Below are 23838 nucleotides of genomic sequence, written 5' to 3'. Positions count from 1 at the left end.
TGGCTAGAATACGTCTTTAAGGCAGGTGACGGCCAATGACCCCCAACCCGATCGCGCCGCTTGTCGGCATCGTCATGGGTTCCCGTTCCGACTGGGAAACCATGCAGCACGCCGCCCAGAAGCTTGAAGCCCTGGGTGTTCCGTTCGAAGTGAAGGTGGTGTCCGCGCATCGGACGCCGGATGTGTTGTTCAGTTACGCCGAGCAGGCGGGCCCGCGTGGCCTGCGCGCGATCATCGCCGGTGCCGGCGGGGCCGCGCACCTGCCGGGCATGATCGCCGCCAAGACCGCCGTGCCGGTGCTGGGCGTGCCGGTGCAGTCCAAGGCCCTCAACGGCATGGATTCGCTGCTGTCGATCGTGCAGATGCCGGCCGGCATCCCGGTCGCCACCTTCGCCATCGGTAATGCCGGCGCCTCCAACGCCGCGCTGTTCGCCGCTGCGATGCTGGCCAGCGACCAGCCGGCGATCGGCCAGGCGCTCGACGCGTTCCGTGCGCGCCAGACCGAAGACGTGATGGCCCACGACGATCCGCGCCAATGAGCCTGACCGTCGGCATCCTGGGCGGCGGCCAGCTCGCCCGCATGATGGTTCTGGCCGGTGCGCCGCTGGGATTGCGCTTCGAACTGTACGATCCGGCAGCCGACGCCTGCAGCGGCCCGCTGGCGCCGCTCACCGTCGGTGCCTTCGATGACCGCCAGGCGCTGGCGGATTTCGCCGCCAAGGCCGACGTGGTCACCTTCGATTTCGAGAACGTGCCTGCCGACAGCGCGCAGTTCCTGGCCGACCGCGTGCCGGTCTACCCGCCGCCGGCCGCGCTGGCGGTGGCCCAGGACCGGTTGAGCGAGAAGACCCTGTTCCAGCAGCTGGGCATTCCGCTGCCGGCCTTTGCCGACATCAGCAGCCGTGACGAGTTGGCCGCGAAGGCCGCCGAGTTCGGCCTGCCGTGCATCCTCAAGACCCGCCGCCTCGGTTACGACGGCAAGGGCCAGTTCCGCCTGCGCAGCGAAGCCGACATCGACGCTGCATGGGACGCGCTGGGCGCACAGGTCGAGCGCACCGGGTTGATCCTGGAAGGCTTCGTTGCTTTCCAGCGCGAGGTCAGTGTGGTCGCTGTGCGTGGCCGCGATGGCAGCTTCGAGGCCTGGCCGGTCACCGGCAACTGGCATGTCGACGGCGTGCTGTCGGCCAGCGTGGCCCCGGCCGTGCTGTCCGACGCCGAGCAGCAGGCTGCGATCGGCTATGCCCGCCGCGTCGCCGAGCACCTGCAGTACGTCGGTGTGTTCGCGCTGGAGCTGTTCTGCCGCGATGGTGAGCTGTTGGCCAACGAGATGGCGCCGCGGGTGCACAACTCCGGCCACTGGACCATCGAAGGCAGCGAAACCTCGCAGTTCGAGAACCATCTGCGTGCCGTGCTGGGCCTGCCGCTGGGCAGCACCCGCATGCTCGGCCATGCCTGCATGCTGAACTGGCTGGGCGCGATGCCCGACCCGGCACCGGTGCTGGGCCAAGCCAGCGGCCACTGGCACGACTATGGCAAGGAGCCGCGCGAAGGCCGCAAGGTCGGCCACGCCACGTTGCGCGACGATGATGCCGCCGCATTGGCCGATGCGCTGGACCAGGTTGGCCTGGAGCTGGACCGCCAGGCCCAGGTGGCGCCGGCGGTACACGCGCTGCGCAATCGCTGAGTCCGGTAGTGCCGGCCGCTGGCCGGCAGTGCAACGCTGTGACGCGCCGATGCAGGCATCGGCGCAACATTCCCGGTGGTAGCGTGGAGCTCCTTTTACAGGAGTCACGACCATGCTCGACTGGAATGCCTACCGCAAGGAACTGAAGGGCCGCATCGGCGAGATCGGCAAGCTCTCGCCGGACACGGTCAAGGGCTACGCCACCCTGGCCAACGCCGGCGCCCAGACCAACCACCTGGATGCCAAGACCCGCGAACTGATCGCGCTGGCAGTGGCGGTCACCACCCGCTGCGACGGCTGCATCACCGTACATGTGGACGCGGCGCTGAAGCACGGCGCCAGCCGCGAGGAAATCGCCGAGGCGCTGGGTGTGGCGGTGTCGCTCAATGCCGGTGCGGCGCTGGTATATTCGGCGCGGGTGATGGATGCCGTGGCCGCGCACGAGAGCGCGTGAAGCTCTGTTCTGATTCCCGGTAGTGCCGGCCGCTGGCCGGCAGATTCGCAATCTCTGTACACCGATGGGGATGCCGGCCAGCGGCCGGCACGACCCCGGGGCGGAGCCGCTGCCTCAGCGTAGCTGGCTCTCAGCGAATTCCCAGTTGACCATCTGCCAGAACGCGTCCAGATAGCGCGCGCGATCATTCTGGTAGTCGGTGTAGTAAGCGTGCTCCCAGACGTCGCAGCACAGCAGCGGGGTGCTTTCACCGGTCAATGGCGTGCCTGCATTGCGGGTGGCCTGCAGGCCCAGCTGCCCGCCCGGATGCTGCACCAGCCAGACCCAGCCGGAGCCGAACAGGCCCAGCGCGGTGCGGTTGAATTCCTCGCGCAGGCGCTGCACGTCGCCGAACTGGCGCTTGACCAGTTCGCCCAGCCGCCCCTGCGGCTCACCGCCGCCGCGCGGGCGCAGGCACTGCCAGTAGAAGCCATGGTTCCAGGCCTGGGCTGCGGCATCGAACAGCGTGCCCTGGGCATGGCGGACGATCTCCTCCAGCGACGCTTCCTCCCACTCGGTGCCGAGGATGCCGGCGTTGACGGCATCCACATAGGCGCGATGGTGGCGGCCGTGATGCAGTTCCACGGTCTGTGCGGACAGGTGCGGCTGCAGGGAGCCGGGAAGGTAGGGCAGGGCAGGCAATTCGACAGGCATGGACAGGTTCGTGGCCAAGGGGCGGCGGCAGCCGGTTCCATCCGCTTACAATGGCGGCTACCGTGGGCAGTCTAGCCGACCATCACGGTCGGTTTGTCCGGCGAAGCAAGGAGTGTGGTTGTGGCGGTAATGCAGCAAATCCAGGCCGAGGTCGATCGTTACCCGCTCGTGCTGTTCATGAAGGGCACCCCGCAATACCCGATGTGCGGCTTCTCCAGCCGCGCCGTACAGGCGTTGATGGCGGCCGGCGCGGTCACCCTGCGCACCGTCAACGTGCTGGAAGAGCCCGAGATCCGCGCCAACCTGCCGCGCTTTTCCAACCTGCCGACCTTTCCGCAGCTGTTCATCAACGGCGAGTTGATTGGTGGCTGTGACATCGTGCTGGAGCTGTTCGAAGCCGGCGAGCTCAAGCGCATCGTCGAAGAGGCGACCCAGGGATGAGTGCCTGGCCATCGACGTCACCGACCGACGGGGCGCTCGATGGCCGCTCGTTGCAGGATCGCGTGGTACTGGTCGCCGGCGCCGGTGGTGGGCTGGGCAGTGCTGCGGCAGTGGCTGCTGCAGCCGCTGGGGCTACCGTGGTCCTGCTGGGCCGCAAGCCGCGGCGCCTGGACCGGGTCTACGCCCAGGTCCAGGCGGTCGGCCCGGAACCCCTGCTGTACCCGCTGGACCTGGAAGGCGCCGGCCCCGATGACTATGCCGAACTGGCCCAGGCCCTGCAGCGCGAGCTCGGGCGGCTGGACGGCCTGCTGGTCTGTGCCGCTCACTTCCCGGGCCTGACCCCGTTCGAACTGGCCGACCCGGCCAGTTTCGCCCGCGCGGTGCACGTTACCCTGACCGCGCCGGCCTGGTTGGCCCAGGCCTGCCTGCCGCTGCTGCGGCAGCGCGAAGATGCGGCGCTGGTGTTTGCGGTCGATGCCCCCGAACGGGTCGGGCAGGCCTACTGGGGCGGTTACGGCGTGGCCCAGCATGGCCTGCGTGGCCTGATCGCCAGCCTGCACGACGAACTCGGCCGCAGCCCGGTACGGGTCAGTGGCCTGTACCCCGGCCCGCTGCGCACGGCCCTGCGTGCCCGTGCCTATTCCGTGGACCAGGATCCGGCCGCCCAAGGGCCGGAAGCTGCCGCGGCGGCGGCCGTGACCCTGCTGTCCAGCGCGGGAAGCGCATGGCGCGGGCAGGTCCTTGACGCCAGTGGAATGACCCCGGTCGAGTAAGTCCCGGGGAAAGACGGAGTGAAGAACCCGTCACGATTGCGTTGCGATCCGGTGCCGTTTGTCGCACAACCGTCACATCCGTGGCGTAGCGTGTTAATCTAGTGTTAACCGTAGCGGCAGCTGCCGTTCACGGTAGGGAACCCCAGATAAATGTCCGACCAGCCACCCGCAGGGCTGTTTGGATGCGCTTTTTTTCCGCCATCGCCAACTCGCATCGAGGCTACCGAAAAATGACCCACCCACTCCGGATGTCCAAGCTCACCCTTGGTCTCGTGGCTGCGCTCGCCGCCGCTCCCGCCTTCGCCCAGAGCACCTCTGCCGGTGTCGGCGGCCAGGTGATGTCCTCTGCAGGCCAGCCTGTGGTCGGCGCTGAAGTCACCATCACCCACACCGAGTCGGGCACCGTTTCGCGTGCCACCACCGACGCGTCGGGTCGTTACACCGCGCGCGGCCTGCGCGTGGGTGGCCCGTACACCATCACCATCACCAAGCCGGGTGCAGGGACCAAGACCGAAGAGGGAGTCTTCCTGAACCTGAACCAGGTCAACACGGTCAACGCCAACCTCGGCGGTGATCTGGCTGCAACGAACCTGGATGCCGTGAACGTTGTTGCCACTGCCGGTTCGAGCGTCTTCAGCTCGGAAAACAAGGGCGTCGGTACCTCGGTTGACGGCCGCAAGTTGGAGCTGGCGCCGAAGGGCAACCGTTCGTTGGATGACGTCGCTCGCCTGGATCCGCGCATCAGCGTGACTGACCAGGCCACCGGCGCAATCTCGGTCGCGGGTATCAACAACCGCTACAACAAAATCTCGGTCGACGGCCTGTCTCAGGGTGACCCGTTCGGCCTCAACGCCAACGGCATGCCGTACACCGGCTCGCCGATCTCGGTGGACACGATCGCTGCCTACGACATCAAAGTCAGCGACTATGACGTGTCTCAGGACGTGGTCGGCGCTGCGATCAATGCGGTCACCAAGTCCGGTACCAATGAGTTCCACGGTTCGGCGTACTACGTGTACAAGAAGGCCGACAGCATGGTGGGCAAGCGCAACGGCGAGGACTACGATGCTTTCGGCAAGGACACCACCAAGGGCTTCACCCTGGGCGGTCCGATCCTGAAGGATCGCCTGTTCTTCTTTGGGTCGTATGAAGAACAGGAAATCACTGATTTCGGTGGTGCGGCGTCTTCCGACGGTCTGAGCACTGGTGCGGTGACCCGCGCGGAGATCGACCGGGTCATCGACATTTCCAAGAACAAGTACGGGATCGACCCGGGTACCTATGGTGCGGCCGGTGGCGTGAATCTGACCAACAAGCGCTATCTGGGCAAAATCGACTGGAACATCAACGACTCACATCGCGCCAGCCTGACCTACCAGCAGACTGAGGAGTCGCTGCCGCAGCCGTACGACAGCAACGCAAACTCTGTGATCCTTACCAGCCGTTGGTTCACCAAGACCAGCGAGACCAAGAACACTGCACTGCAGCTGTTCAGCGATTGGACCGACAACTTCACGACCGAGGCCAAGTTCAGCTACCAGAAGTTCGAGCAGGTCTCGGGCGCTTCGCAGAACCTGCCGACCATCAATGTGGGTGTGGCCAGCACCCAGTCTGGCTCGAGCAACGGTGTGCGCCTGGGTGAAGACCGCAATCGACACGAGAATGCGATCAACACCAAGAAGAAGACCGCCTCGATCTTCGGTACCTACTACGCCGGTGATCACACCATCAAGGGTGGTTTCGACTATGAAGATACCGACGCGCTGAATCTGTATGGTCGCGATCTGCACGGTGTGTATACCTTTGACAGCATCGCTGACTTCGAAGCAGGCAAGTACTACCGCTACGATGTGCGCCGTCCGATCGGCGGGTACTCAGAAGCCGACACTGCGGCTGCGATTGGTTTCACCATGTTCAGTCCGTACCTGCAGGATACTTGGCAGGTAAATAACAACCTGTCGATCACCTATGGTGTGCGCGCCAATATCCCGAAGGCCGACAAGGCGCCGCCGCGCAAGCCGGGTTTCGAGGAAACCTTCGGCTTCCGCAATGACTACAAGCTCGGCAGCAGCAATAAGGTGATCATGCCGCGCTTCTCGTTCAACTACACCTTCGATACCGAGCGCTACTCGCAGCTGCGCGGTGGCGTGGGCCTGTTCCAGTCGGTCCCGCCGTTCGTCTGGCTTGCCAATCCGTACCAGAACAACGGCATGACCTCGGCCTCGTTCTGCGCCTACGGCAACACCGTGGTTCGCGGCTGTGTCCCGAACAATGGCCAGTACGCGTTCAGTCCGGATGCATTCAATCAGCCGTTCCCGAGCGGTGCCGCCGCGCCGACCAATGCGCAGATGGATTCCATTGATCCGGACTTCAAGCTGCCGACCGTCTGGAAGGCTAGCCTGGGCTACGATCATGAGCTGCCGTGGATGGGCCTGGTGGGCACCGTCGAAGTGCAGTACCTGAAGAACAAGGATGCGGTGTTCTACAACGCTCTGAACATTGGTACGCCGAATGGCCAGCTGTTCGATGGTCGTGATAGCTACTGGGTCACTCCGGGCGGCGTGAAGAACAATGGTAGCAAGCCGGGTTACACCACCAACTCGACCTACCTGACCAACTCCGACAAGGGTAGCTCCACTGCAGTCACCTTCTCGTTGGACAAGCCGATGGCGAATGGTTGGTACGGCAACCTGTCCTACACCTACACCAAGGCAACGGAGGTGGGTTCGGACACCAGTTCACAGGCGTGGTCGAGCTACCAGTTCGTTTCGCGCCTGAACCCGAACGAGGAGTATGCCGGCACTGCCACTCGCGAGATCCGCAATCAGATCAAGCTGTCGTTGGGTTGGGAACACGCGTTCTTCGGTGACTACAAGACCAGCATTACCGGCTTCTACACCGGTCGCAACGGCCTGCCTTACACGTGGCTGGTTGATGGTGACATGAACGGTGACGGCATCTTCCAGGATCCGGCGTACATTCCGTTGCTGAATGACGCGAAGGTTTCGTACGTGAAGGGCAATCGTGCTGCGACCGCCGACGAGATCGCCGAGTTCCAGCGCCGCATTGACGAAAATCCGTATCTGGCAGCTCGTCGCGGTTCGGTCGCCGAGCGTAACGGTGCCCGCAACCCGTGGGTCAACCAGCTGGACGTGGCCATCCAGCAGGAACTGCCGGGCTTCTTCAAGGAGCACAAGTCGATCCTGCGACTGGATATCTACAATTTCTTGAACATGTTGGACAAGAGCTGGGGCCGGACCCGCAATGCGTCTGACTTCGACACCCGCTACCTGACCACTGGCAAGGTCAAGGCCGATGGTTCGTACGAGTACGACCTGGGCCGCAACTCGCCGCAGGAACTGCGTGAGTATGACTTCAGCTCGGGCTACCCGTCACGCGTCGTTTCGCGTTGGTCGGCAATGCTGACCCTGCGTTACGAGTTCTGATCCGTCAGAGCCTGAAGCAGTAAGTGAAAACGGCCGGGGAAACCCGGCCGTTTTCCGTTCAGGCGAAAGTTCTTGCAGGTCACCTGGCATCGGCGTAGCATCCGGAAATGTGCGCGGTGCCAACGCCGCCGATGCGGTCCCGGAAAGGCGAACGCGGGAAGCACACATCCAACGGTCGGGCTTCCCGGCCGTTTTGCTTTTTAAGGGGGCGGCAGTACAGTCGGAAACCTTGAAGGAAGCGAAAAATTGGACATGACCACGAATGAAAAATCAGCCCGTGCACTGCCGGTGCAGGACGCGCGGATCTACCCGCGCGGTGGGCTGGATGTGTTGTCGCGAGCCGAAGTGGCGCGCCTGCGCGATGCCTCTGCCGGTGGCATGCACGAGCTGCTGCGCCGCTGCGCGCTGGCCGTGCTGACCAGCGGCAGTGCCTCTGACGATCCGCGCGCGGCGCGCGATCTGTATCCCGATTTCGACATCCAGGTGGCGCAGCAGGATCGCGGCGTGCGCATCGACCTGGTCAATGCACCGGCAATGGCCTTCGTTGATGGCGAGATCATCCGCGGCGTCGCCGAACTGCTGTTCGCCGTGGTGCGTGACCTGGCTTACATGGCCATCGAGATGGGCCCGGCCTACGCGGCCGAGCTGGAGTCGTCCGAGGGCATCACCAACGCGGTGTTCGGCCTGCTGCGCAACGCGCGCATCCTCAATCCGGGCGACCCGAACCTTGTGGTGTGCTGGGGCGGCCACTCGATCTCGCGCGACGAATACCTGTACACCAAGCAGGTGGGTTACGAGCTGGGCCTGCGCGGCCTGGACATCTGCACCGGCTGCGGTCCGGGCGCGATGAAGGGCCCGATGAAGGGCGCCACCATTGCCCATGCCAAGCAGCGCCGCACCGTGACGCGTTACATCGGCCTGACCGAGCCGGGCATCATCGCGGCCGAGTCGCCGAACCCGATCGTCAACCACCTGGTGATCATGCCGGACATCGAGAAGCGCCTGGAGGCCTTCGTCCGCATCGGTCACGGCATCATCGTGTTCGCCGGTGGCGTCGGTACCGCCGAGGAGATCCTGTACCTGCTCGGCATCCTGCTGCGCGAGGAAAACAAGGACCTGCCGTTCCCGCTGATCCTGACCGGCCCGACGGTGGCGGCGCCGTACTTCGAGCAGATCGACCGGTTCATCCGCCTGACCCTGGGCGACGCGGCCGCCGAGCGCTACGAGATCGTCATCGGCGACCCGGTCGCGGTGGCAAAGAAGATGGCCAACGGCATCAAGCGTGTGCGTGAGCACCGCCTGGCGCAGAAGGACTCGTTCTTCTTCAACTGGTCGATCGAGATTCCGTGGGAGTACCAGCAGCCGTTCGTGCCGACTCACGAGGCGATGGCTGCGCTGGATCTGCACCACGGGCGTGCCCCGCACGCGCTGGCAGCCGACCTGCGACGGGCGTTCTCGGGCATCGTCGCCGGCAACGTGAAGGAAGACGGCATGCGCCGCATCGAGCAGTTCGGGCCGTTCCAGATCCATGGCGACCCGGACATGATGCAGGCCCTCGACGGGCTGCTGCGTGCCTTCGTCGAGCAGCGCCGGATGAAGATCTCCGGCGAGTACCAGCCCTGCTACCAGGTGCTGGCCTGAGCCCGCGCCGGCGCGATGGGGATCGCGCCGGGACCGGTAGGGGAGGGCGGGTAGTCAAGGCGTTGACGCCCGTCGCCCCGGATTGACCGTTCATCCTGCCGCCGCTTGCCGGTGGCAGGGCGATGGCCCATCGTGGCCATCAACACGCTGGGGAGCGTCCAATGTCTTTGCGCCGGCAAAACGGCTTCACGCTGGTCGAGTTGATGGTCACGGTTGCCGTGCTGGCGATCGTGGCCGCGATCGCCTTTCCGAGCTTCCAAAGCACTCTCCGCTCGAATCGGGTTGCGTCGGCAAACAATGAGGTCCTGGGCCTGCTCAGCCTGGCACGAAGCGAGGCAATTCGCAGCAACCGCGGCGGTGGCGTGTGTGGCAGCAGCAACGGCGCGAGCTGTGACGGTAGCTGGTCTGCCGGCATGTTGGCCTTCGCTGACACCGATGGTGATGGCACGATGTCCTCCGAGGAAACCGTACTGCGGTTCGTCAGTGGCAGCCCCAAGCTGCAACTGAGTGGGCCGTCGGAAGAGATCGCCTTCGATGGGCGGGGGCGCCGCAGAGCCGCCAGCGATCAGTCGATCCTGCTGGAGCCGGATGTCTGCAGCAAGGGCGCACTGAACAAACGCACTCTGACGGTAAATGCCTCTGGGCAGATCCGCAGCACAAAGGAAACCTGTTCATGAATCCGCGTTCCATCCGCGCGCGCCAGGCGGGGGGCTTCACTCTGCTGGAAGTGCTGATTGCGATCATCGTGTTGGCATTCGGCCTGCTGGGATTCGCCCTGCTGCAGACCATGAACGTCCGCTTCGTGCAGAGCGCCAACTACCGTACCCAAGCGACCAATCTCGCCTACGACCTGACCGAACAGATGCGCAGCAACCGCTATCAAGCGGCGTGGTACACCGCCGCGTCGTTTGCGGCAGGAAGCAAAACTGCAGAGAAGGCGTGCACGGCCGATACCGGCGACGTCGCTATTGGTGCAAAGATTGAACGTTGGCAATGCCAGGTTGTAAAGGCGCTGGGTGACGATGCCGGCGCCGAGGTGACCTACAAGGGGGGCGTCGTGAACGTGGCGATCACCTGGGGCGACCAGCGCTGGGATCCGGATGATCCGGACAAGGCCACCACCTTCGCTCTGGCGACGGAACTGTGAGCATGACCATGAAACGTCGTACCGCCATGGCTGGTCTATCGCTGGTCGAACTGATGGTCGCGCTGGTGATCAGCCTGGTGTTGATGCTGGGCGTGGTCCAGGTGTTCATTGCCTCACAGACGGCTTCGCGCCTGTCTGAGGGAGCATCCCGCGTTCAGGAAAATGCACGATTCGCGTTGGACTTCCTGGAGCGGGACATCCGAATGGCCGGGCACATGGGCTGCGTCAACGACCAGGCCCATGTAGTAAAGAACCAGGGAGACCCGGTATCGCATCTCGGTGCGACCTCCGGTGCTGGCAGTCCGTTGGATTTCAGTGTTTCCATCCAGGGCTTCGACGCTCCCGACACGGCTCCCGGCGGCAGTCTGGCGCTAGGCGCGGACTGGTCCGCGCCGCAAGGCCTGCCGGCTGCGATCGCCGGATTGAGCCCGGCACCGGCCGGCGGCAGCGATGTGCTGTTGCTCCGCTTCTTCGCCCCCATGGGGGTGCCGGTCACGGCGATCTCTTCCGATGGCGGCGATGCACTCTTGGACGTGGACAGTGACCACGTCGCGCGCCTGACCAGCGATGGCATCAGCACGCCCACTCTGTTCGGCATCGCTGACTGTGGGCATGCCGATGTGTTCGCAGGCACGTTGAGCGCTGCGCGGGTGACTGCGACCTCTCTGGATCTGTCGCGCTACGTGGCGCAGCCAACCGGGCAGACGATGCTCTATCGCGCCGAGTCGATGGTCTATTACGTGGGTATCAATCCGGAGACGAAACAGCCTGGTCTGCGGCGAGCGCGTGCCGATAGCGATGGGGAGTACAAGATCAATGAAGAGCTCGTGGAAGGCGTCGAAAGCCTGCAGCTGATGTACGGCCTGGACAACACCGCCAACATCAGTATCAGCGCTCCGCCGGCCGGCAACATCACCCAGCTCGCCGCAGCCGACGGGGTCAGCACGGATGCCAATGCCGAAGGTGCCGCACAGTGGTTACGTGTGGGGCAGGTGCAGGTCGGATTGCTGGCGCGTAGCCCATCGCCGTCGTCCTCGGCCCAATCGGCCAATGCGCTATCGGTGCTCGGCGTTGAGTTCACCAACAGTGACAAGCCCGACGGTCGCTACCGCTCCAGTTATGAAGTCTCGATTGCCCTGCGCAATCGCTTGTTCGGAAACTGATCATGGCCCATTTCCAGCGTTCGTTCAGGCCGGTCACTGCTCCCCGCCAGCAGCGTGGTGCGGTGCTGTATGTCTCGTTGATCATGCTCATCCTGCTGGCATTGCTGGGTATCGCTGGCATGCAGGTGGCGGGCATGCAGGAGAAGATGGCAGCCAATTACCGAGCCGCCAACCGGGCGTTCCAGAATTCAGAAGGCGTGGTGCGTGCAGCCGAGCGCACGGTGGAACAGATCGCCAATCGCAAGGATGTCGGCGACGAGAGCCTGGTGCAGGCCAGCGATGTGTCGCGGGTCTGCGATGATGGATTCGACCCGGCCGATTGGGCCGTAGAGCGCCGCGACGATACTCGCTCTGCCGTCAATGTAAGGCAGATCGACAGTTGCGTAATTGGTGAATCGGCACTGGAGATGGGGCGACCACTGGAAGACATCACGCCGATCTACCAGATCACTGGGTTCGCCACTGACGATGCGGATGCCAGCTCGTCCGCAGTTGTCATCGATACCGTATTCAAACTCTGAGGACGCAGGCCATGGCTTCGCGCAAATTCCGCTTCATGGCCGCAGGTGGCGCCGCACTGGCGCTGGGTGGGGGCTACTTCATCTATACCCTGATGGCGGCCCAGGGCCAGGGCACGCTTGCACAGGCGCCGCTGAACATTCAGGTGCAGACGGCACCGGCCTTCCTGATGGCACTGGATGATTCCGGTTCGATGCTGTGGGAGACGCTGAACAATACCCGCGACGGTGTCTATCGTTGGAACGGGACGAGCTTCTACAGTGGCAGTGCGGCGTACGGCTATGTCGATTTCGGGAACTTGTATCACTATGTTTTCCCAAACTATGGCCGGGATTCAAATCTGGCAGTTCCGCCATTGGATGCCTATGGCTTTGTGCGATCTCCGGATGTCAACGGCTCCTACTTTGATCCTCGCGAGACCTATGAATCGTGGAAAACCGGGCTCACGGGCTCGGCTGCCAATTTCCCAGGTGATCCGATTGATCCGGCCGCAGCGCCCCTGGATCCGCGACCGGGCACGCCAGACGGCAAGAAGACCGGCACCCTTGACCTCACCGCCGATTCGACAATGAAGTCCATTGTCGTGAGCGGAAAAGCCGCAAACTGGCGTTTTCAGTTCTATAGCGGTATGGAACTGCCGAAAGATACGAGGATTGAAGACAATCGCTGCAGCGATATTACCAGCGGAAGAGGCGGAAACAGTAGTGTGAAGGACGGCTTCGCTGTGCTGAACAAGAAGGTGACGCTGAGCAGAAACTGCAGTGCCGCAATGGTGTTCTATCCGGCCACGTTCTTCCTGGAAAACCCGGCCTCGCTGCCAGCCGATTACGGCTATACCGCATCCCCGGTGGCGGTGACCAACCCAGTTGGCGGGCGCCCGGGTACGCTCTACAAGTATGAGATCAAGCTGGATAACTTCAACAAGGATCAGGTCAAGTTCAACAACGCGATGCGGAACTTCGCCAACTGGTTCAGCCTGTATCGGACCCGTCGCGAAGCCTTGATCGGTGCGGCCACCAATGCGCTGCATGGCACTACGAACCTGCGCGTGGGCTGGTTCCGAATCAACGATCGGGAGGAGGTCAAGATGCACAACATGACCGACGAGACCGAAAAGTCGAAGTTGCTGTACGACATCATGAGCAGAATGCGAGCCAGTGGCTCCACGCCTAACCGTTCTGCCGCAAGATACCTTGGCCAGCAGTTCCAGCGCACGGATGAAGGTGCGCCTGTGCTGCTGGCTTGCCAGAAGAATGCGGGCATGCTGTTCACTGATGGGTACATCAATGAAAGCGGCAACAATACTCTGATGAAGGACCTGGTGGCGCCTTACTACGAGGGCCCGCTGGTCGAAGACCTTGATAACAGCTCTGTGCCGGTTCCTGCAGAGTGCAGCAGTTCCAGTCCGGACCCGTCATTGGACTGCAACAGGAAGCTGCACATGAATTTCTACGGTGTGACGCTGGGTACGCAGGGCAAAGAGTTCGGCGTCAAATATCTTCCGGATCCAAAGCGCCCCTGGGTGCTCAGTCCCGATCCGTACGTGGTCAAGCCCAACTTCCCGACCACGACGCAGGACCTCAGGCCGGAGGCGGTGGATGAACTGTGGAACGCGGTCTATGACACCCGTGGTGAAATGGTCAACGCCACGCGCCCGGCCGAAATCACTGCCGCCATGCGTCGCATCATCAGTAATGTCGCGCAGGGCGCCACACCGTCTGGTTCGCGCTCTCTCACCGGTGCACGCATCGGCGTGGGTTCGCTGTCCGTGGAGCCGTTCTATGAGGCGACCAACAACGGCACCGACTGGTATGGCAGGTTGCATGCCTACTCGCTGAAAGTGGACGATTCAACGCGCAGGATTGTCTCGGAGGAGGCATGGGAAGCGTCGGCGAAGATGCCAGCGGCCGCATCACGCCGCATCCGGTTCTGGCGCAACGGCGAACTGGTTGATTTCACTGGCAGTAATGTCAGCCTGGCCAACCTGTGCGACAAGTCGGGTGTGATGTATCCGGGCATGCTGATCTGCAGTGCTTCGGAACTGGAAGGACTCGCCACGGATTCGGCGACCGCGGTGGCGTACCTGCGTGGAGACACGGCCAATGAAAAGCGCAGCGGCGGCAAGTTGCGCGACCGCAGTACGGTGCTTGGCGACATCATCACTTCTACACCGGCCCTGAGCTCGCCGCTGGATGACTACGGTTTTCGTCGCCTGCCAGGCGCGATGGGCACCAGTTATGCCGACTACATGGTCACCAAGCGCAATGACCGACGCTACATGGTCTACGCGGCTGCCAACGACGGGATGCTGCACGCCTTTGATGGCGGCATGGGCGCGGATGGCGAGATGGACAGCGATGGTGGCAAGGAGCTGTTTGCCTATATCCCATCCACGTCGTTGGGTCATATGGGCAATCTGTTGTTGCCCAACGATCCCACCAACCAGAACATCCAGCGCTTCCAGCATCGCTACTACGTCGATGGTCCAGTGACAATCAGCGATACCTATGGCAGCAGCGGTTGGACCACCTCGCTGGTGGGTACGGCCGGTGCTGGTGGCCGCAGCGTGTTTGCGCTGGATGTGTCCGATCCTGCCGAGTTCGGTGGCACCGGCTCGCTGCTATGGGAAATCAGTGATCTCAACGCTGCACTGGATGACGATGTGCGAGCGAATATCGGCCATGTGCTGGGCAAGCCGGTGATCGTGCCGATGAAGAACGCCGATGGCTCAGTGGGCTTCCGGGCGATCTTTGGCAATGGCTATGAAAGCGAGAGTGGCAAAGCCGTGTTGTTCGTGGTCGACATGGCGGCCGGCAATACGCCGACCATCCGCATGATCGAGGCGGTCGAGTCGGGTACGGATCTGCCCGCCGGTAGCAATGGGCTGGGCAACATCGTCGTGGTCGATCGCTGGGGCGGGGCTGGACAGAACGAACGGGTCCGCGATGGTCTTGCCGATACCGTCTATGGTGCTGACAAGCGAGGAGCGGTCTGGAAGTTCGACCTGCGCGCCGACGCGGTACCGACAGTTCCGCTGTTCACCACCGATACCCATGTCGATCGCAGCGACAAGCGGACCTATCGCCAACCGATCACCGGCGGCATGACGGTCACCGCGGGCCCGTCCGGTGGCGTGATGCTGATCTTCGGGACCGGCAGCTTCTCGTACTACGGCGATGAGAACGATGCCGCGGTGCAGGCGCTCTATGGTATCAATGACGTCGAAACCGGGCAGCCCAGTGCCACGTTGACCTCGGCCAATCTGCGTCCGTTCGCGGCACAGTTTGAGAATGACGTTCGTACCCTGCTGCCGGGCACTATTCCGACGCTTAGCCGCGGCTGGACCGTAACGCTGTCCGACAAGGAGCGTGCAGTCGGCAATCCGCGCATCGTTTCCGGAGTGGTGTTCATGCCAACCTATATCCCGTCCGAGGCCAAGGGCTGCTCGGTGGATGGCGCGAACTGGGTGTTTGGCCTGCAGGCCGGCAGTGGCGAAGCGGCAATGTCGCAGGTGCGCTTCGGTGCACCGGATGGCACGTCGCCGGGGGCAGGTACGGCTGGTGTACCCCTGGAAACGGGCGGTAACGCACCGGTCAGGGATGTCACCACCTCTGTGGTCCCTCGCCTTGCGCCGCCGGATCCGGGTGAGCCAGGGACTCCTCCACCGACGCCGCCGGGCGAGGCCTGCCTGATGCAGATTTCGGTGGCAGGTGCGAAACCGATGTACTTGCCTTACCCGTGTGGTCGCCAGTCGTGGAGGCAGATCCAGTGAGTGGCGTCCGTGCTTCGTCGATCAATGGAGTTGCTGCAATGCACACGACGTTTGCCCCTGGCCGCCTGGCCCGTGGATTTACTCTCATTGAACTGATGATCGTGGTGGCGGTCGTGGCGATCCTCGCTGCGATTGCTTACCCGAACTACAGCGAACATGTGCGAAAGTCGCGGCGGGCACAGGCCAAGGCCGACCTGGTGGAGTACGCGCAGCTGGCCGAGCGTTACCACACCATCAACAACACCTATGTGGGCTTCACCTTCCCGGGCGGCGCGGATTCGATCAACTCTCCTCGTGAGGGTGGTACGGCGGCTTACACCTTGTCCATGGAAACCGCGCAATCGACGTTTACATTTACGGCGACGGCTGCCAATGCTCAGGCCAAAGACAAGTGTGGTGACCTGTCTCTCAACCAGGCCAATGTGAAGACGTCCAAGGGCACGCTGTCCGAATGCTGGTGACGTGGGAAAAGTGCGCCAGCGGGCGTCGTGGACAGGAGTGTTGCACTCTCTGATCGAGGTGATTACAATGCGCCTCCCCGCCCGAATAGCTCAGCCGGTTAGAGCACTTGACTGTTAATCAGGGGGTCGTTGGTTCGAGTCCAACTTCGGGCGCCAAGTTATACGCATCAAAGGCTTGCGGTCATCCGCAGGCCTTTTTTGTTATCAGCAGGGTCGATCGGTCCTGGTCCGTGTTGATCGGACGCGACCACTGTTGCTGACGATTATCCGGGAGTGCTCACGGCCGTCCGCGCAGATGCGCAACGTCAGGTTGGCGCCAGGGCTGCGGCCATCCGGTTGGAAGTAAAGTTGTGGTCGACCACTGCTCGTGGCTCCCCGGATCTTGATGTTCGGAAAGCCTGCCTGGTGCATCAGAATCGCGTCGGCAGAAGAGGGTGGTTGTCGCCCGCCGCTTGCCCTGTAGATGATCCAGCCCTGGCTCCAGTCGTCGCCGCAGTGATGGCCGTCGGCACTTGCGCAGATGCCGATCAAGGTACGGCGCATGATCGCCTGGTAGCGCGCAGTAGCGAGCCCGGACTGCAGGTTGATGCGGGTGGCGTCCGCACGGTGCCGCAACAGCATCGAATGCAGGGAGGGCCAACCCGCCGCCAGCAGCACGGCCATCACTGCCACGACCGCCACTAGTTCGACCAGATGCATGCCTCGCGGCGCGGTGGGGCTGGGGAAGGGGGAGTGGCGCATGGGTCCAGCCTCCCTCGTCCGGCGTCGGCGGCGCCATCAGCCAACGCCGCGCCCGCCTGCCCGGAAACCCCTCAGCCGGCCGTCACCGCTTGCCCCGTATACTCACCGTTCCCGGGAACTGGCAACACCATGAGCGACCGTTTTGAACTCGTCTCGCCGTATTCGCCGGCGGGCGACCAGCCTGATGCCATCGCAAAGCTGACCAGCAACTTCGAAGCGGGCATCGCCAAGCAGACCCTGCTGGGCGTCACCGGCTCGGGCAAGACCTACACCATCGCCAACGTCATCCAGAACGTGCAGAAGCCGACGCTGATCATGGCGCCGAACAAGACGCTGGCGGCGCAGCTGTATGGCGAGTTCAAGGCGTTCTTCCCGCACAACGCGGTGGAGTATTTCGTCAGCTACTACGATTACTACCAGCCGGAAGCCTACGTGCCGTCGTCGGATACCTTCATCGAGAAGGACAGTTCGATCAACGAGCACATCGAGCAGATGCGACTGGCCGCGACCAAGACCCTGCTGTCGCGCCCGGACGCGATCGTGGTGGCCACGGTGTCGGCGATCTACGGCCTGGGCGCGCCGGAAGACTACCTGTCGCTGCGCCTGATCCTGTCCAAGGGCGAGCGCATCGACCAGCGCGACCTGATCAATCACCTCACCCAGCTGCAGTACACGCGCAACGAGTACGAGCTGCAGCGCGGTACGTTCCGCGTGCGTGGCGAAGTGATCGACGTGTTCCCCGCCGAGTCGGACAGCGAAGCGCTGCGCCTGGAGCTGTTCGATGGCGAGGTCGAGAAGATCACCCTGTTCGACCCGCTCACCGGCGAGACGCTGCGCAACATGCAGCGCTTCACGGTCTACCCGAAGACCCACTACGCCACCACGCGCGAGCGTGTGCTTGCAGCGATCGAGACGATCAAGGTCGAGTTGAAGGAGCGCCTGGAGCAGCTGTACGCGCAGAACAAGCTGGTCGAAGCGCAGCGCCTGGCGCAGCGCACCCAGTTCGATCTGGAAATGATGGCCGAGGTCGGTTTCTGCAACGGCATCGAAAACTACTCCCGGCACCTGACCGGCAAGAACGCCGGCGAACCGCCACCGACCCTGTTCGACTACCTGCCGGCCGACGCGCTGCTGGTGATCGACGAATCGCACGTGACCATTCCGCAGATCGGTGCCATGTTCAAGGGCGACCGTTCGCGCAAGGAGACGCTGGTCGAGTTCGGGTTCCGGCTGCCTTCGGCGCTGGACAACCGTCCGCTGCGCTTCGAGGAGTGGGAAGAGCGCTGCCCGCGCAGCATCTATGTGTCGGCCACGCCGGGCCCCTATGAGTACCGCGAGGCCGGTGACGAGATCACCGAGCTGGTGGTGCGCCCGACCGGCCTGATCGACCCGGTGGTGGAGATCCGCCCGGTGGGGACCCAGGTTGACGACCTGATGAGTGAAGCCAACGCGCGCATCAAGGCCGGTGACCGGGTGCTGGTCACGACGCTGACCAAGCGCATGGCCGAGAACCTCACCGAATACCTGACCGAGCACGGCATCCGCGTGCGCTACCTGCACTCGGATGTGGATACGGTCGAGCGCGTGGAGATCATCCGCGACCTGCGCCTGGGCAAGTTCGATGTGCTGGTGGGCATCAACCTGCTGCGCGAAGGCCTGGACATGCCCGAGGTATCACTGGTGGCGATCCTCGATGCCGACAAGGAGGGCTTCCTGCGTTCCACCGGTTCGCTGATCCAGACCATCGGCCGTGCCGCGCGCAACGTGCGTGGCAAGGCGATCCTGTATGCGGACAAGGTCACCCGTTCGATGCAGGCCGCGATCGATGAGACCGACCGCCGTCGTGCCAAACAGGTCGAGTACAACGAGGAGCACGGCATCGTGCCGCGCTCGGTGGCGCGTCCGATCACCGACGTGCTGGAGGGTGCGCGCTCCGATGCGGCCGAGAAGGAAGCAAAGAAGGGCAAGGGCAAGGGCAGGCCCGGCGTTGCCGAGGAGGGGAGTGACTATCGATCGCTCAGCCCGGCCCAGCTGGCGTCCCGTCTCAAGGCGCTGGAACAGCAGATGTACCAGCACGCCAAGGACCTGGAATTCGAGGATGCCGCCCGCGTGCGTGACCAGATCCGGCAGCTGAAGGAAGCCAGCCTGGGCTGAACGCGGCAGTGCAGCATCTTCTTCACAAAAGTGTTGCGCTTCACGGCCGGCATCCGTAATATACGCGGCCTGCACCGACGCAATCGCGGACGTTCAGAAGCAAAAACGGGCGGTTAGCTCAGCGGTAGAGCACTACCTTGACATGGTAGGGGTCACAGGTTCGAACCCTGTACCGCCCACCACGAAGTCTCCGGAAGGAGGCTGTCGTGAACTGCAAAGCCCGGCCCTGGCGCCGGGTTTTTACGTAGCAAGGCCAGCTTTCGGGCGGCAAGAACAAGATGGGCGGTTAGCTCAGCGGTAGAGCACTACCTTGACATGGTAGGGGTCACAGGTTCGAACCCTGTACCGCCCACCACCTGGCTCCCGGCATTGCTGGTGCAGCGGTGGATCACGATGGAAGCCGGCCTTGGGCCGGCTTTTTTCGTTTGCGCCGGTGGGCTGCAACCCGCGATCAGCGTTGGGCCACCCATTCGTCAATGCTGATCATGCGCTGCAGCCGCCAGTGCCCGTCCACGCGTTCCCATACCTGCGCGAAACGCGCCGAGCCGGCGTGCCGCTGCGGGGCGTCGGCCTGCAGGGGCTGATTGCCCACGCGCAGTACGCGATCCTGGCGCAGCCGATACAGCTGCAGGGTGGCTGGGGCCGCGTTCCGATCCGGCATCGAGGATGTTTCTGCCTGCCCAGCGTCGGCCTGCAGGATCTGGCTGCGCAGGGAAGGATCCCCGGCGTCGGTATCGCGGCCGAACAGGCCAGCGCACAACAGCAGCAGGGCAAGCATCGGCATGGCACGGTGCTCCGGAGAAGGGAGTCCAGCGTGGCACTGCCCTCTGCGGTGTGAAACCGGTATGCGACGAAAGCCGGTAAAGCGCGCGCCAAGGCGCCCGGGGAAGGATGAATCCGGGGCCGGAAGAGCCGGGCCGCCCCTGGAGGCGGCCCGGCGTGGTGCCCAATGTGCGGGTGGGCACCGATCATCGCCGCAGCGCTGGATCAGCGCTGCAGGGCCTGCAGCAGATCAGCGGGGCCGACCTGCGACGCGGCTTCGATTACAGCGGATCACAGCACAGTACCTGGCCAGGCTTGCCCGAGTTGCCGAACGGGCAGCTCGGATGCGGCTCGCAACCGGGCGCATAGCCGGTCTTGGGGGCGACGGCGAAGGCCTGGCTGGCACCGAAGGCCATGGCCGCGACAACGACGATACCGGCGACGGACGAAAGCACTTTCTTTCCGATCATGTGTATCTCCTTGGTTGGCGTTGTGGAGTTGCAGTTGCCGAAGGCACCGGAGTGCCGGTTGTGGCGCGTATGCGGTGAACAACGACGCGTGCGCCGATGCGGCGCGCGGCATATCAGGGCAGTGCAGGGGCCGGCGTCAGCGAGTTCATGGCGGCGCGTACCACCTGCTCATCAAGCTGGCCCACGTGCTTGTAGGTCACGCTGCCATCGGTGGCCAGCACCATCAGCATCGGCGTGACCGTGGCGCGGTAGCGCTTGGACGCATCGCCTTCGCTGTCGATGGCGATCGGGAACTGCAATGCATGCTGTCCGGCGTAGTCGGCCAGTTGGTCGTAAGGGGGCAGTCCCACACCGATCAGTTCACTGCGGCCGCGCGCCGCTGCGATCTGTTTCAACTGCGGCATCGAGGCCAGGCAGTAGCGGCAGGTGGTGGAAAAGAAGTACAGGATCTGAGGTGCGTCGCGCGCACCGCCGATATCGACGTGGGTGTGCTGGGTCGTGCGCAGCGCCAGTGCTTCCGGACGGCTGCCCAGGCCGAGGCCATGTGCTTCCAGCCGCATGTTCTGCAGTTGGGCAGCCATCTGCGCGTTGATCTGCCGGAGCTGGCGGTTCTGCCATCCCAGCGCGACGATCAACGCGGACAGCAGCAGGGCGACAACGGGGAACAGGACGCGCTTGAGCATCGATCATCCTTGAACACAGCGTTGGACCGAACATACCCGAACGGGCGCGCGGGTTGTTAAGGCGATGTTCCCCGCACGTCCGTAGAGGCGCCGCCTGTACTAGAGTGGTGCCTGCGCGGTCAGGCACGCGCACCCCGCAACCACCAGGATCAAACACCGATGAGCGAGCATGTTCCGGTTTCCCGGCCCAATCCCATCCTCGAGCTGCTGTTCGGCGGCAACATGCTGGAGGGCACCTTCAAGGCGGTGATCTGGGTGGCCCTGCTGGCGGCAGTGCTGGCGTGGACCACGTTCCGCTGAGTCTTCCCGCTGCCCTGCAGCACCGGCAGCGTTGCTGGCCTGCGCTCAGGCGCTGAAGGCCTGGCGCAGGCTGCGCAGGGTGGCCTGGCGATGTTCCTTTGCGGTCGCTTCGCCCATCTCAAGTTCCTGCAGGCGCAATCCCACCAGCGTCATCGACAACGCATAGCCGCGTGCCGCATCGGCAGCACGCGAAAGGCCCAGTGCGCGGCGCGTCAGCGCGTTCACGTGTTCCAGGTCGGGCAGCAGCCCCAGGTAGGCGCGCTCGGCGCTGTCCAGGTCCGGGGCACGCAGGATCGCGTGTGCTTCAGCAGCAGGGGAGACGGAGGCCATGGGGGGTCCTTGTCCGTTGCGGGCGCTCGATCAGAATGAGCGCATCAGGGAAACGAAGGCCGACGTCTGCGTACCGCGACGGGCCATCGGGCTGTCCTTTACTGCATCGCCGAACCACTGGTTGGCGACGACGCCGGTCGCGCGCCACTTCGTGCCCAGGGGCGTGCTGACCGCGATCTGCAGGCTCGGTGATGTCGCGCTGCCCGGGTTGTAGGCGGCAAGTCCCGAGCGCAGCGCTTCTTCGTCGGTGATGCCGTAGTAGTAGTCGAGCAGGCGCGCACTGGAGTGCACCACTCCGACCTTGGGCACCCAGGTGAAGCGACCGGCCTGGATCGGATAGCTGTAGTGCAGGCGCGACTCCATGCCACCTCCGTGCCCGGTGACCTCGCGCATCACGCTGGCCTCGACGATGCCCCAGTCGGCGCTGTATTCACCATTGATGCCGGCCATGGCGGACATCTGCCGGCTGTGCAGGCGACGCAGCTGAGGATCGTTCACGTCGTCGGTCTTGAAGCGCAGCGTGTAGGGCGTGACCGCCGCCGACAGGCGCAGGCCATCGCGCTTGTACACGTACATGCCCAGCGAGCCCGGGCTGGCGAAGAAGCGCTCGCCCTGCCAGGCAATGGACGGTACGACCAGCGGCTTGACGTCGTAGTGGGCGTACGCCCCTGAGGTCGCGCCGGCACTGATACCGGCCTGCACCCCCGGGTTCCGGTCGGCGGCGTGGGCGATCAACGGCAGGCCGATGGCAGCGGAGAACAGCAACGGGCGCAGCAGGGTCGGGGACAACGACGGCATCGATCAGCCACTTTGCGGGGGATGGCTGTGTATGGTGCGCGCACAACATTGTCAGAACATTGCGCCTTGGCAATCGGCACGCGAAGGCGCCCAAACCCGGCGCCAGGCACTATGATCGGCACCGTTTCCGGTAGCCGAGCCCCTGATGCGCATCCTCCTGGTCGAAGACGATCCCGATCTGTCCCGTGCCCTGCAATCGGGCCTGGAGCGGCAGGGCGTGGTCGCCGACGTGGTCGGCAGCCTGGCCGAAGCCGCGGTCGCGCTGCGCGAGCCGGTGCACCAGCTGATGCTGCTCGACCGCCAGCTGCCCGATGGCGATGGCGTGGCTTTCGTCGCCACTGCACGTGCGCTGCGCCCGAACCTGGCGGTGATCATGCTGACGGCCAAGGGCACGTTGTCGGACAAGGTCGAGGGCCTGGATGTCGGTGCCGATGACTACCTGGTGAAGCCGGTGGCGATCGAGGAGCTGATGGCGCGGATCCGTGCTGTCTCGCGGCGGCCCTCGGCGATGGTGACGCCAAGCCTGCATCTGGGTCGGCTGGAATTCGACTTCGAATCGCTGCAGGCGCAGGTGGAGGGCCAGCTGCTGGCGCTGCCCCGGCGCCAGGTACTGGTGCTGCAGGCGCTGGCGATGCGCCAGGGGCGCACGGTCACCCGCAGCGCACTGGAGGCGGCGGTGTACGGTTTTGATGATGAGATCCAGTCCAATGCGCTCGATGCGCACATTTCCAAGCTGCGCAAGGCGCTGCAGCAGGCCGGGGCCGGTGTGGAGATCCACGTGATCCGCGGCGTCGGCTACCTGCTGGCGGAGGCCTGAGATGGCGCGTCCGACACGTCCGATCCGTTCGATCACGCTGGGGTTGGCCTGGCGGTTGTTCCTGGCGCAGGCCTTCACCGTGCTGTTCGCAGTTGTTGCGCTGATCCTGACCTGGGGCGACAAGGACACCTGGGGCATGGACATGTTCATGGCTGAAGCCGTGGCCAAGGCCGTGCACAGTGAAGGCGGGCGGTTGGTGCTGGACCAGCCGCGCTGGAACAAGCTCGACGCCGAGGCCGGGGGCAACCTCTGGTTCGCGGCGGTCGACGACAAGGGTGTCTGGCTGGAACGCGGCACGATTCCGGCGATCCACGCCCCGCTGCTCGCGCGCCTGCCGACGCTGGGTGCCACCGAACTCGGCTCGCTGGTGCCACCGTACCTGGACGTGGCGCGGGTCATGATCCGCAAGGAGGACGGGCGGCGCATCACGGTGATGGTGGGCGGGGCACCGACTGTCCCTTATACAAATCTCCGAGCCCCCGAGACGGCATGCCACTCGTATTTCGCTCTTTTGCTTGAAAAAAAAGAACAGCATGTTACCTCCTGTCACTAGAGCTCGTACAAGTCTCAGATTGAGGAGGAAATGAGC

Annotated in this window: 23 protein-coding genes, 3 tRNA genes and 1 pseudogene; 20 read left to right on the top strand and 7 right to left on the bottom strand. The window is 63.9% G+C overall.

The window, feature by feature from the left end; genetic code table 11:
* Positions 1 to 35 precede the first annotated feature (35 nt).
* The 3 genes from purE to EKL94_RS10170 all read left to right on the top strand — a co-directional run bounded on the left by purE (position 36) and on the right by EKL94_RS10170 (position 2138).
* Positions 36 to 539 (top strand): 5-(carboxyamino)imidazole ribonucleotide mutase, encoded by a 504-nt coding sequence (purE, locus tag EKL94_RS10180; RefSeq protein ID WP_005412808.1) that lies wholly within the window; start codon positions 36 to 38, stop codon positions 537 to 539.
* The gene (locus EKL94_RS10175) at positions 536 to 1684 is read left to right on the top strand and encodes a 5-(carboxyamino)imidazole ribonucleotide synthase (RefSeq protein WP_126929001.1); all 1149 of its coding nucleotides are present in this window, start codon (positions 536 to 538) and stop codon (positions 1682 to 1684) included. The genes purE and EKL94_RS10175 overlap by 4 nt, the downstream gene beginning before the upstream one ends.
* 112 nt (positions 1685 to 1796) lie before the next feature.
* Positions 1797 to 2138 (top strand): carboxymuconolactone decarboxylase family protein, encoded by a 342-nt coding sequence (locus tag EKL94_RS10170; RefSeq protein ID WP_004152082.1) that lies wholly within the window; start codon positions 1797 to 1799, stop codon positions 2136 to 2138.
* Positions 2139 to 2252: 114 nt separating this feature from the next.
* On the opposite strand, the gene EKL94_RS10165 is transcribed toward EKL94_RS10170, so the two are convergent.
* Positions 2253 to 2831, bottom strand: a complete 579-nt coding sequence (locus tag EKL94_RS10165; protein ID WP_049423333.1) for a superoxide dismutase — start codon at positions 2829 to 2831, stop codon at positions 2253 to 2255.
* A 120-nt stretch (positions 2832 to 2951) separates the two neighbouring features.
* Here EKL94_RS10165 and grxD point away from each other — a divergent pair, with 120 nt between their 5' ends.
* The 11 genes from grxD to EKL94_RS10110 all read left to right on the top strand — a co-directional run bounded on the left by grxD (position 2952) and on the right by EKL94_RS10110 (position 16350).
* Positions 2952 to 3272: a Grx4 family monothiol glutaredoxin gene (gene grxD, locus EKL94_RS10160; protein ID WP_005408852.1), complete on the top strand. Its 321-nt coding sequence runs from the start codon at positions 2952 to 2954 to the stop codon at positions 3270 to 3272.
* Complete coding sequence (locus EKL94_RS10155) at positions 3269 to 4045, top strand: SDR family NAD(P)-dependent oxidoreductase (protein WP_126929000.1); 777 nt, start codon at positions 3269 to 3271, stop codon at positions 4043 to 4045. Before grxD ends, EKL94_RS10155 begins: the two co-directional genes overlap by 4 nt.
* Positions 4046 to 4275: 230 nt before the next feature.
* Entirely contained in the window at positions 4276 to 7491 is a 3216-nt protein-coding gene (locus EKL94_RS10150) for a TonB-dependent receptor (RefSeq protein ID WP_126928999.1), read from the top strand.
* 252 nt (positions 7492 to 7743) lie between these two features.
* Positions 7744 to 9132, top strand: coding sequence for a nucleotide 5'-monophosphate nucleosidase PpnN (ppnN, locus tag EKL94_RS10145; protein ID WP_049436550.1), 1389 nt, complete (start codon positions 7744 to 7746; stop codon positions 9130 to 9132).
* Between the two features lie 161 nt (positions 9133 to 9293).
* Positions 9294 to 9809 carry a GspH/FimT family pseudopilin gene (locus EKL94_RS10140; RefSeq protein ID WP_126928998.1) on the top strand — a complete coding sequence of 172 codons (516 nt, stop codon included), beginning with the start codon at positions 9294 to 9296 and terminating at the stop codon, positions 9807 to 9809.
* The gene (gene pilV / locus EKL94_RS10135) at positions 9806 to 10279 is read left to right on the top strand and encodes a type IV pilus modification protein PilV (protein ID WP_126928997.1); all 474 of its coding nucleotides are present in this window, start codon (positions 9806 to 9808) and stop codon (positions 10277 to 10279) included. The genes EKL94_RS10140 and pilV overlap by 4 nt, the downstream gene beginning before the upstream one ends.
* A 2-nt stretch (positions 10280 to 10281) precedes the next feature.
* Positions 10282 to 11442: a PilW family protein gene (locus EKL94_RS10130; protein WP_126928996.1), complete on the top strand. Its 1161-nt coding sequence runs from the start codon at positions 10282 to 10284 to the stop codon at positions 11440 to 11442.
* A gap of 2 nt (positions 11443 to 11444) precedes the next feature.
* The gene (locus EKL94_RS10125) at positions 11445 to 11963 is read left to right on the top strand and encodes a pilus assembly PilX family protein (protein WP_126928995.1); all 519 of its coding nucleotides are present in this window, start codon (positions 11445 to 11447) and stop codon (positions 11961 to 11963) included.
* A gap of 11 nt (positions 11964 to 11974) precedes the next feature.
* Positions 11975 to 15733, top strand: a complete 3759-nt coding sequence (locus tag EKL94_RS10120; RefSeq protein WP_126928994.1) for a pilus assembly protein — start codon at positions 11975 to 11977, stop codon at positions 15731 to 15733.
* Between the two features lie 38 nt (positions 15734 to 15771).
* Entirely contained in the window at positions 15772 to 16194 is a 423-nt protein-coding gene (locus tag EKL94_RS10115) for a type IV pilin protein (protein ID WP_126928993.1), read from the top strand.
* Positions 16195 to 16273: 79 nt separating this feature from the next.
* Positions 16274 to 16350: transfer RNA gene (locus EKL94_RS10110), tRNA-Asn, on the top strand.
* A 48-nt stretch (positions 16351 to 16398) separates the two neighbouring features.
* Here the strand turns inward: EKL94_RS10110 and EKL94_RS10105 are convergent.
* Positions 16399 to 16935: a GspH/FimT family protein gene (locus EKL94_RS10105; protein WP_126928992.1), complete on the bottom strand. Its 537-nt coding sequence runs from the start codon at positions 16933 to 16935 to the stop codon at positions 16399 to 16401.
* 129 nt (positions 16936 to 17064) lie between these two features.
* Here EKL94_RS10105 and uvrB point away from each other — a divergent pair, with 129 nt between their 5' ends.
* The 3 genes from uvrB to EKL94_RS10090 all read left to right on the top strand — a co-directional run bounded on the left by uvrB (position 17065) and on the right by EKL94_RS10090 (position 19444).
* A complete protein-coding gene (uvrB, locus tag EKL94_RS10100; protein ID WP_126928991.1) occupies positions 17065 to 19089 on the top strand; it encodes an excinuclease ABC subunit UvrB in 2025 nt (674 codons plus the stop codon).
* A 107-nt stretch (positions 19090 to 19196) separates the two neighbouring features.
* Positions 19197 to 19271: transfer RNA gene (locus EKL94_RS10095), tRNA-Val, on the top strand.
* 98 nt (positions 19272 to 19369) lie between these two features.
* Positions 19370 to 19444 (top strand) — tRNA-Val (locus EKL94_RS10090).
* A 96-nt stretch (positions 19445 to 19540) separates the two neighbouring features.
* Here EKL94_RS10090 and EKL94_RS10085 read toward each other — a convergent pair.
* From EKL94_RS10085 to EKL94_RS10075, 3 genes are all read right to left on the bottom strand, one after another.
* Positions 19541 to 19873, bottom strand: coding sequence for a hypothetical protein (locus EKL94_RS10085; protein WP_126928990.1), 333 nt, complete (start codon positions 19871 to 19873; stop codon positions 19541 to 19543).
* A 259-nt stretch (positions 19874 to 20132) separates the two neighbouring features.
* Positions 20133 to 20321 carry a hypothetical protein gene (locus EKL94_RS10080; RefSeq protein WP_049444507.1) on the bottom strand — a complete coding sequence of 63 codons (189 nt, stop codon included), beginning with the start codon at positions 20319 to 20321 and terminating at the stop codon, positions 20133 to 20135.
* A gap of 113 nt (positions 20322 to 20434) precedes the next feature.
* Complete coding sequence (locus EKL94_RS10075) at positions 20435 to 21004, bottom strand: TlpA family protein disulfide reductase (RefSeq protein ID WP_126928989.1); 570 nt, start codon at positions 21002 to 21004, stop codon at positions 20435 to 20437.
* A 159-nt stretch (positions 21005 to 21163) separates the two neighbouring features.
* On the opposite strand from EKL94_RS10075, the gene EKL94_RS22410 reads away from it, so the two are divergent.
* Entirely contained in the window at positions 21164 to 21304 is a 141-nt protein-coding gene (locus tag EKL94_RS22410; protein ID WP_185830014.1) for a hypothetical protein, read from the top strand.
* Positions 21305 to 21349: 45 nt separating this feature from the next.
* Here the strand turns inward: EKL94_RS22410 and EKL94_RS10070 are convergent, their stop codons facing one another.
* Positions 21350 to 21634 carry a hypothetical protein gene (locus EKL94_RS10070; RefSeq protein WP_019337170.1) on the bottom strand — a complete coding sequence of 95 codons (285 nt, stop codon included), beginning with the start codon at positions 21632 to 21634 and terminating at the stop codon, positions 21350 to 21352.
* Positions 21635 to 21664: 30 nt separating this feature from the next.
* Entirely contained in the window at positions 21665 to 22432 is a 768-nt protein-coding gene (locus tag EKL94_RS10065; RefSeq protein ID WP_126928988.1) for a MipA/OmpV family protein, read from the bottom strand.
* A 145-nt stretch (positions 22433 to 22577) separates the two neighbouring features.
* Here EKL94_RS10065 and EKL94_RS10060 point away from each other — a divergent pair, with 145 nt between their 5' ends.
* Together EKL94_RS10060 and EKL94_RS10055 are read left to right on the top strand one after the other, a co-directional pair.
* Positions 22578 to 23249, top strand: a complete 672-nt coding sequence (locus EKL94_RS10060) for a response regulator transcription factor (protein WP_057503598.1) — start codon at positions 22578 to 22580, stop codon at positions 23247 to 23249.
* Between the two features lies 1 nt (position 23250).
* Positions 23251 to 23700, top strand: a pseudogene (locus tag EKL94_RS10055) (sensor histidine kinase); the annotation flags it as partial.
* Positions 23701 to 23838 lie beyond the last annotated feature (138 nt).

This window comes from Stenotrophomonas maltophilia (assembly GCF_003970865.1).
Taxonomy (GTDB): Bacteria; Pseudomonadota; Gammaproteobacteria; order Xanthomonadales; family Xanthomonadaceae; genus Stenotrophomonas; species Stenotrophomonas maltophilia_AR.
The sequence above is the reverse complement of the archived record's forward strand: the minus strand, read 5'-3'. Positions and strand labels throughout refer to the sequence as shown.

What these genes read in the sequence shown, in the direction of transcription:
- purE (WP_005412808.1), top strand. Translation starts at nt 36, where the DNA reads ATGACCCCCAACCCGATCGCGCCGCTTGTCGGCATCGTCATGGGTTCC.
- EKL94_RS10175 (WP_126929001.1), top strand. Translation starts at nt 536, where the DNA reads ATGAGCCTGACCGTCGGCATCCTGGGCGGCGGCCAGCTCGCCCGCATG.
- EKL94_RS10170 (WP_004152082.1), top strand. Translation starts at nt 1,797, where the DNA reads ATGCTCGACTGGAATGCCTACCGCAAGGAACTGAAGGGCCGCATCGGC.
- EKL94_RS10165 (WP_049423333.1), bottom strand. Translation starts at nt 2,831, where the DNA reads ATGCCTGTCGAATTGCCTGCCCTGCCCTACCTTCCCGGCTCCCTGCAG.
- EKL94_RS10155 (WP_126929000.1), top strand. Translation starts at nt 3,269, where the DNA reads ATGAGTGCCTGGCCATCGACGTCACCGACCGACGGGGCGCTCGATGGC.
- EKL94_RS10150 (WP_126928999.1), top strand. Translation starts at nt 4,276, where the DNA reads ATGACCCACCCACTCCGGATGTCCAAGCTCACCCTTGGTCTCGTGGCT.
- ppnN (WP_049436550.1), top strand. Translation starts at nt 7,744, where the DNA reads ATGACCACGAATGAAAAATCAGCCCGTGCACTGCCGGTGCAGGACGCG.
- EKL94_RS10140 (WP_126928998.1), top strand. Translation starts at nt 9,294, where the DNA reads ATGTCTTTGCGCCGGCAAAACGGCTTCACGCTGGTCGAGTTGATGGTC.
- pilV (WP_126928997.1), top strand. Translation starts at nt 9,806, where the DNA reads ATGAATCCGCGTTCCATCCGCGCGCGCCAGGCGGGGGGCTTCACTCTG.
- EKL94_RS10130 (WP_126928996.1), top strand. Translation starts at nt 10,282, where the DNA reads ATGACCATGAAACGTCGTACCGCCATGGCTGGTCTATCGCTGGTCGAA.
- EKL94_RS10125 (WP_126928995.1), top strand. Translation starts at nt 11,445, where the DNA reads ATGGCCCATTTCCAGCGTTCGTTCAGGCCGGTCACTGCTCCCCGCCAG.
- EKL94_RS10120 (WP_126928994.1), top strand. Translation starts at nt 11,975, where the DNA reads ATGGCTTCGCGCAAATTCCGCTTCATGGCCGCAGGTGGCGCCGCACTG.
- EKL94_RS10115 (WP_126928993.1), top strand. Translation starts at nt 15,772, where the DNA reads ATGCACACGACGTTTGCCCCTGGCCGCCTGGCCCGTGGATTTACTCTC.
- EKL94_RS10105 (WP_126928992.1), bottom strand. Translation starts at nt 16,935, where the DNA reads ATGCGCCACTCCCCCTTCCCCAGCCCCACCGCGCCGCGAGGCATGCAT.
- uvrB (WP_126928991.1), top strand. Translation starts at nt 17,065, where the DNA reads ATGAGCGACCGTTTTGAACTCGTCTCGCCGTATTCGCCGGCGGGCGAC.
- EKL94_RS10085 (WP_126928990.1), bottom strand. Translation starts at nt 19,873, where the DNA reads ATGCCGATGCTTGCCCTGCTGCTGTTGTGCGCTGGCCTGTTCGGCCGC.
- EKL94_RS10080 (WP_049444507.1), bottom strand. Translation starts at nt 20,321, where the DNA reads ATGATCGGAAAGAAAGTGCTTTCGTCCGTCGCCGGTATCGTCGTTGTC.
- EKL94_RS10075 (WP_126928989.1), bottom strand. Translation starts at nt 21,004, where the DNA reads ATGCTCAAGCGCGTCCTGTTCCCCGTTGTCGCCCTGCTGCTGTCCGCG.
- EKL94_RS22410 (WP_185830014.1), top strand. Translation starts at nt 21,164, where the DNA reads ATGAGCGAGCATGTTCCGGTTTCCCGGCCCAATCCCATCCTCGAGCTG.
- EKL94_RS10070 (WP_019337170.1), bottom strand. Translation starts at nt 21,634, where the DNA reads ATGGCCTCCGTCTCCCCTGCTGCTGAAGCACACGCGATCCTGCGTGCC.
- EKL94_RS10065 (WP_126928988.1), bottom strand. Translation starts at nt 22,432, where the DNA reads ATGCCGTCGTTGTCCCCGACCCTGCTGCGCCCGTTGCTGTTCTCCGCT.
- EKL94_RS10060 (WP_057503598.1), top strand. Translation starts at nt 22,578, where the DNA reads ATGCGCATCCTCCTGGTCGAAGACGATCCCGATCTGTCCCGTGCCCTG.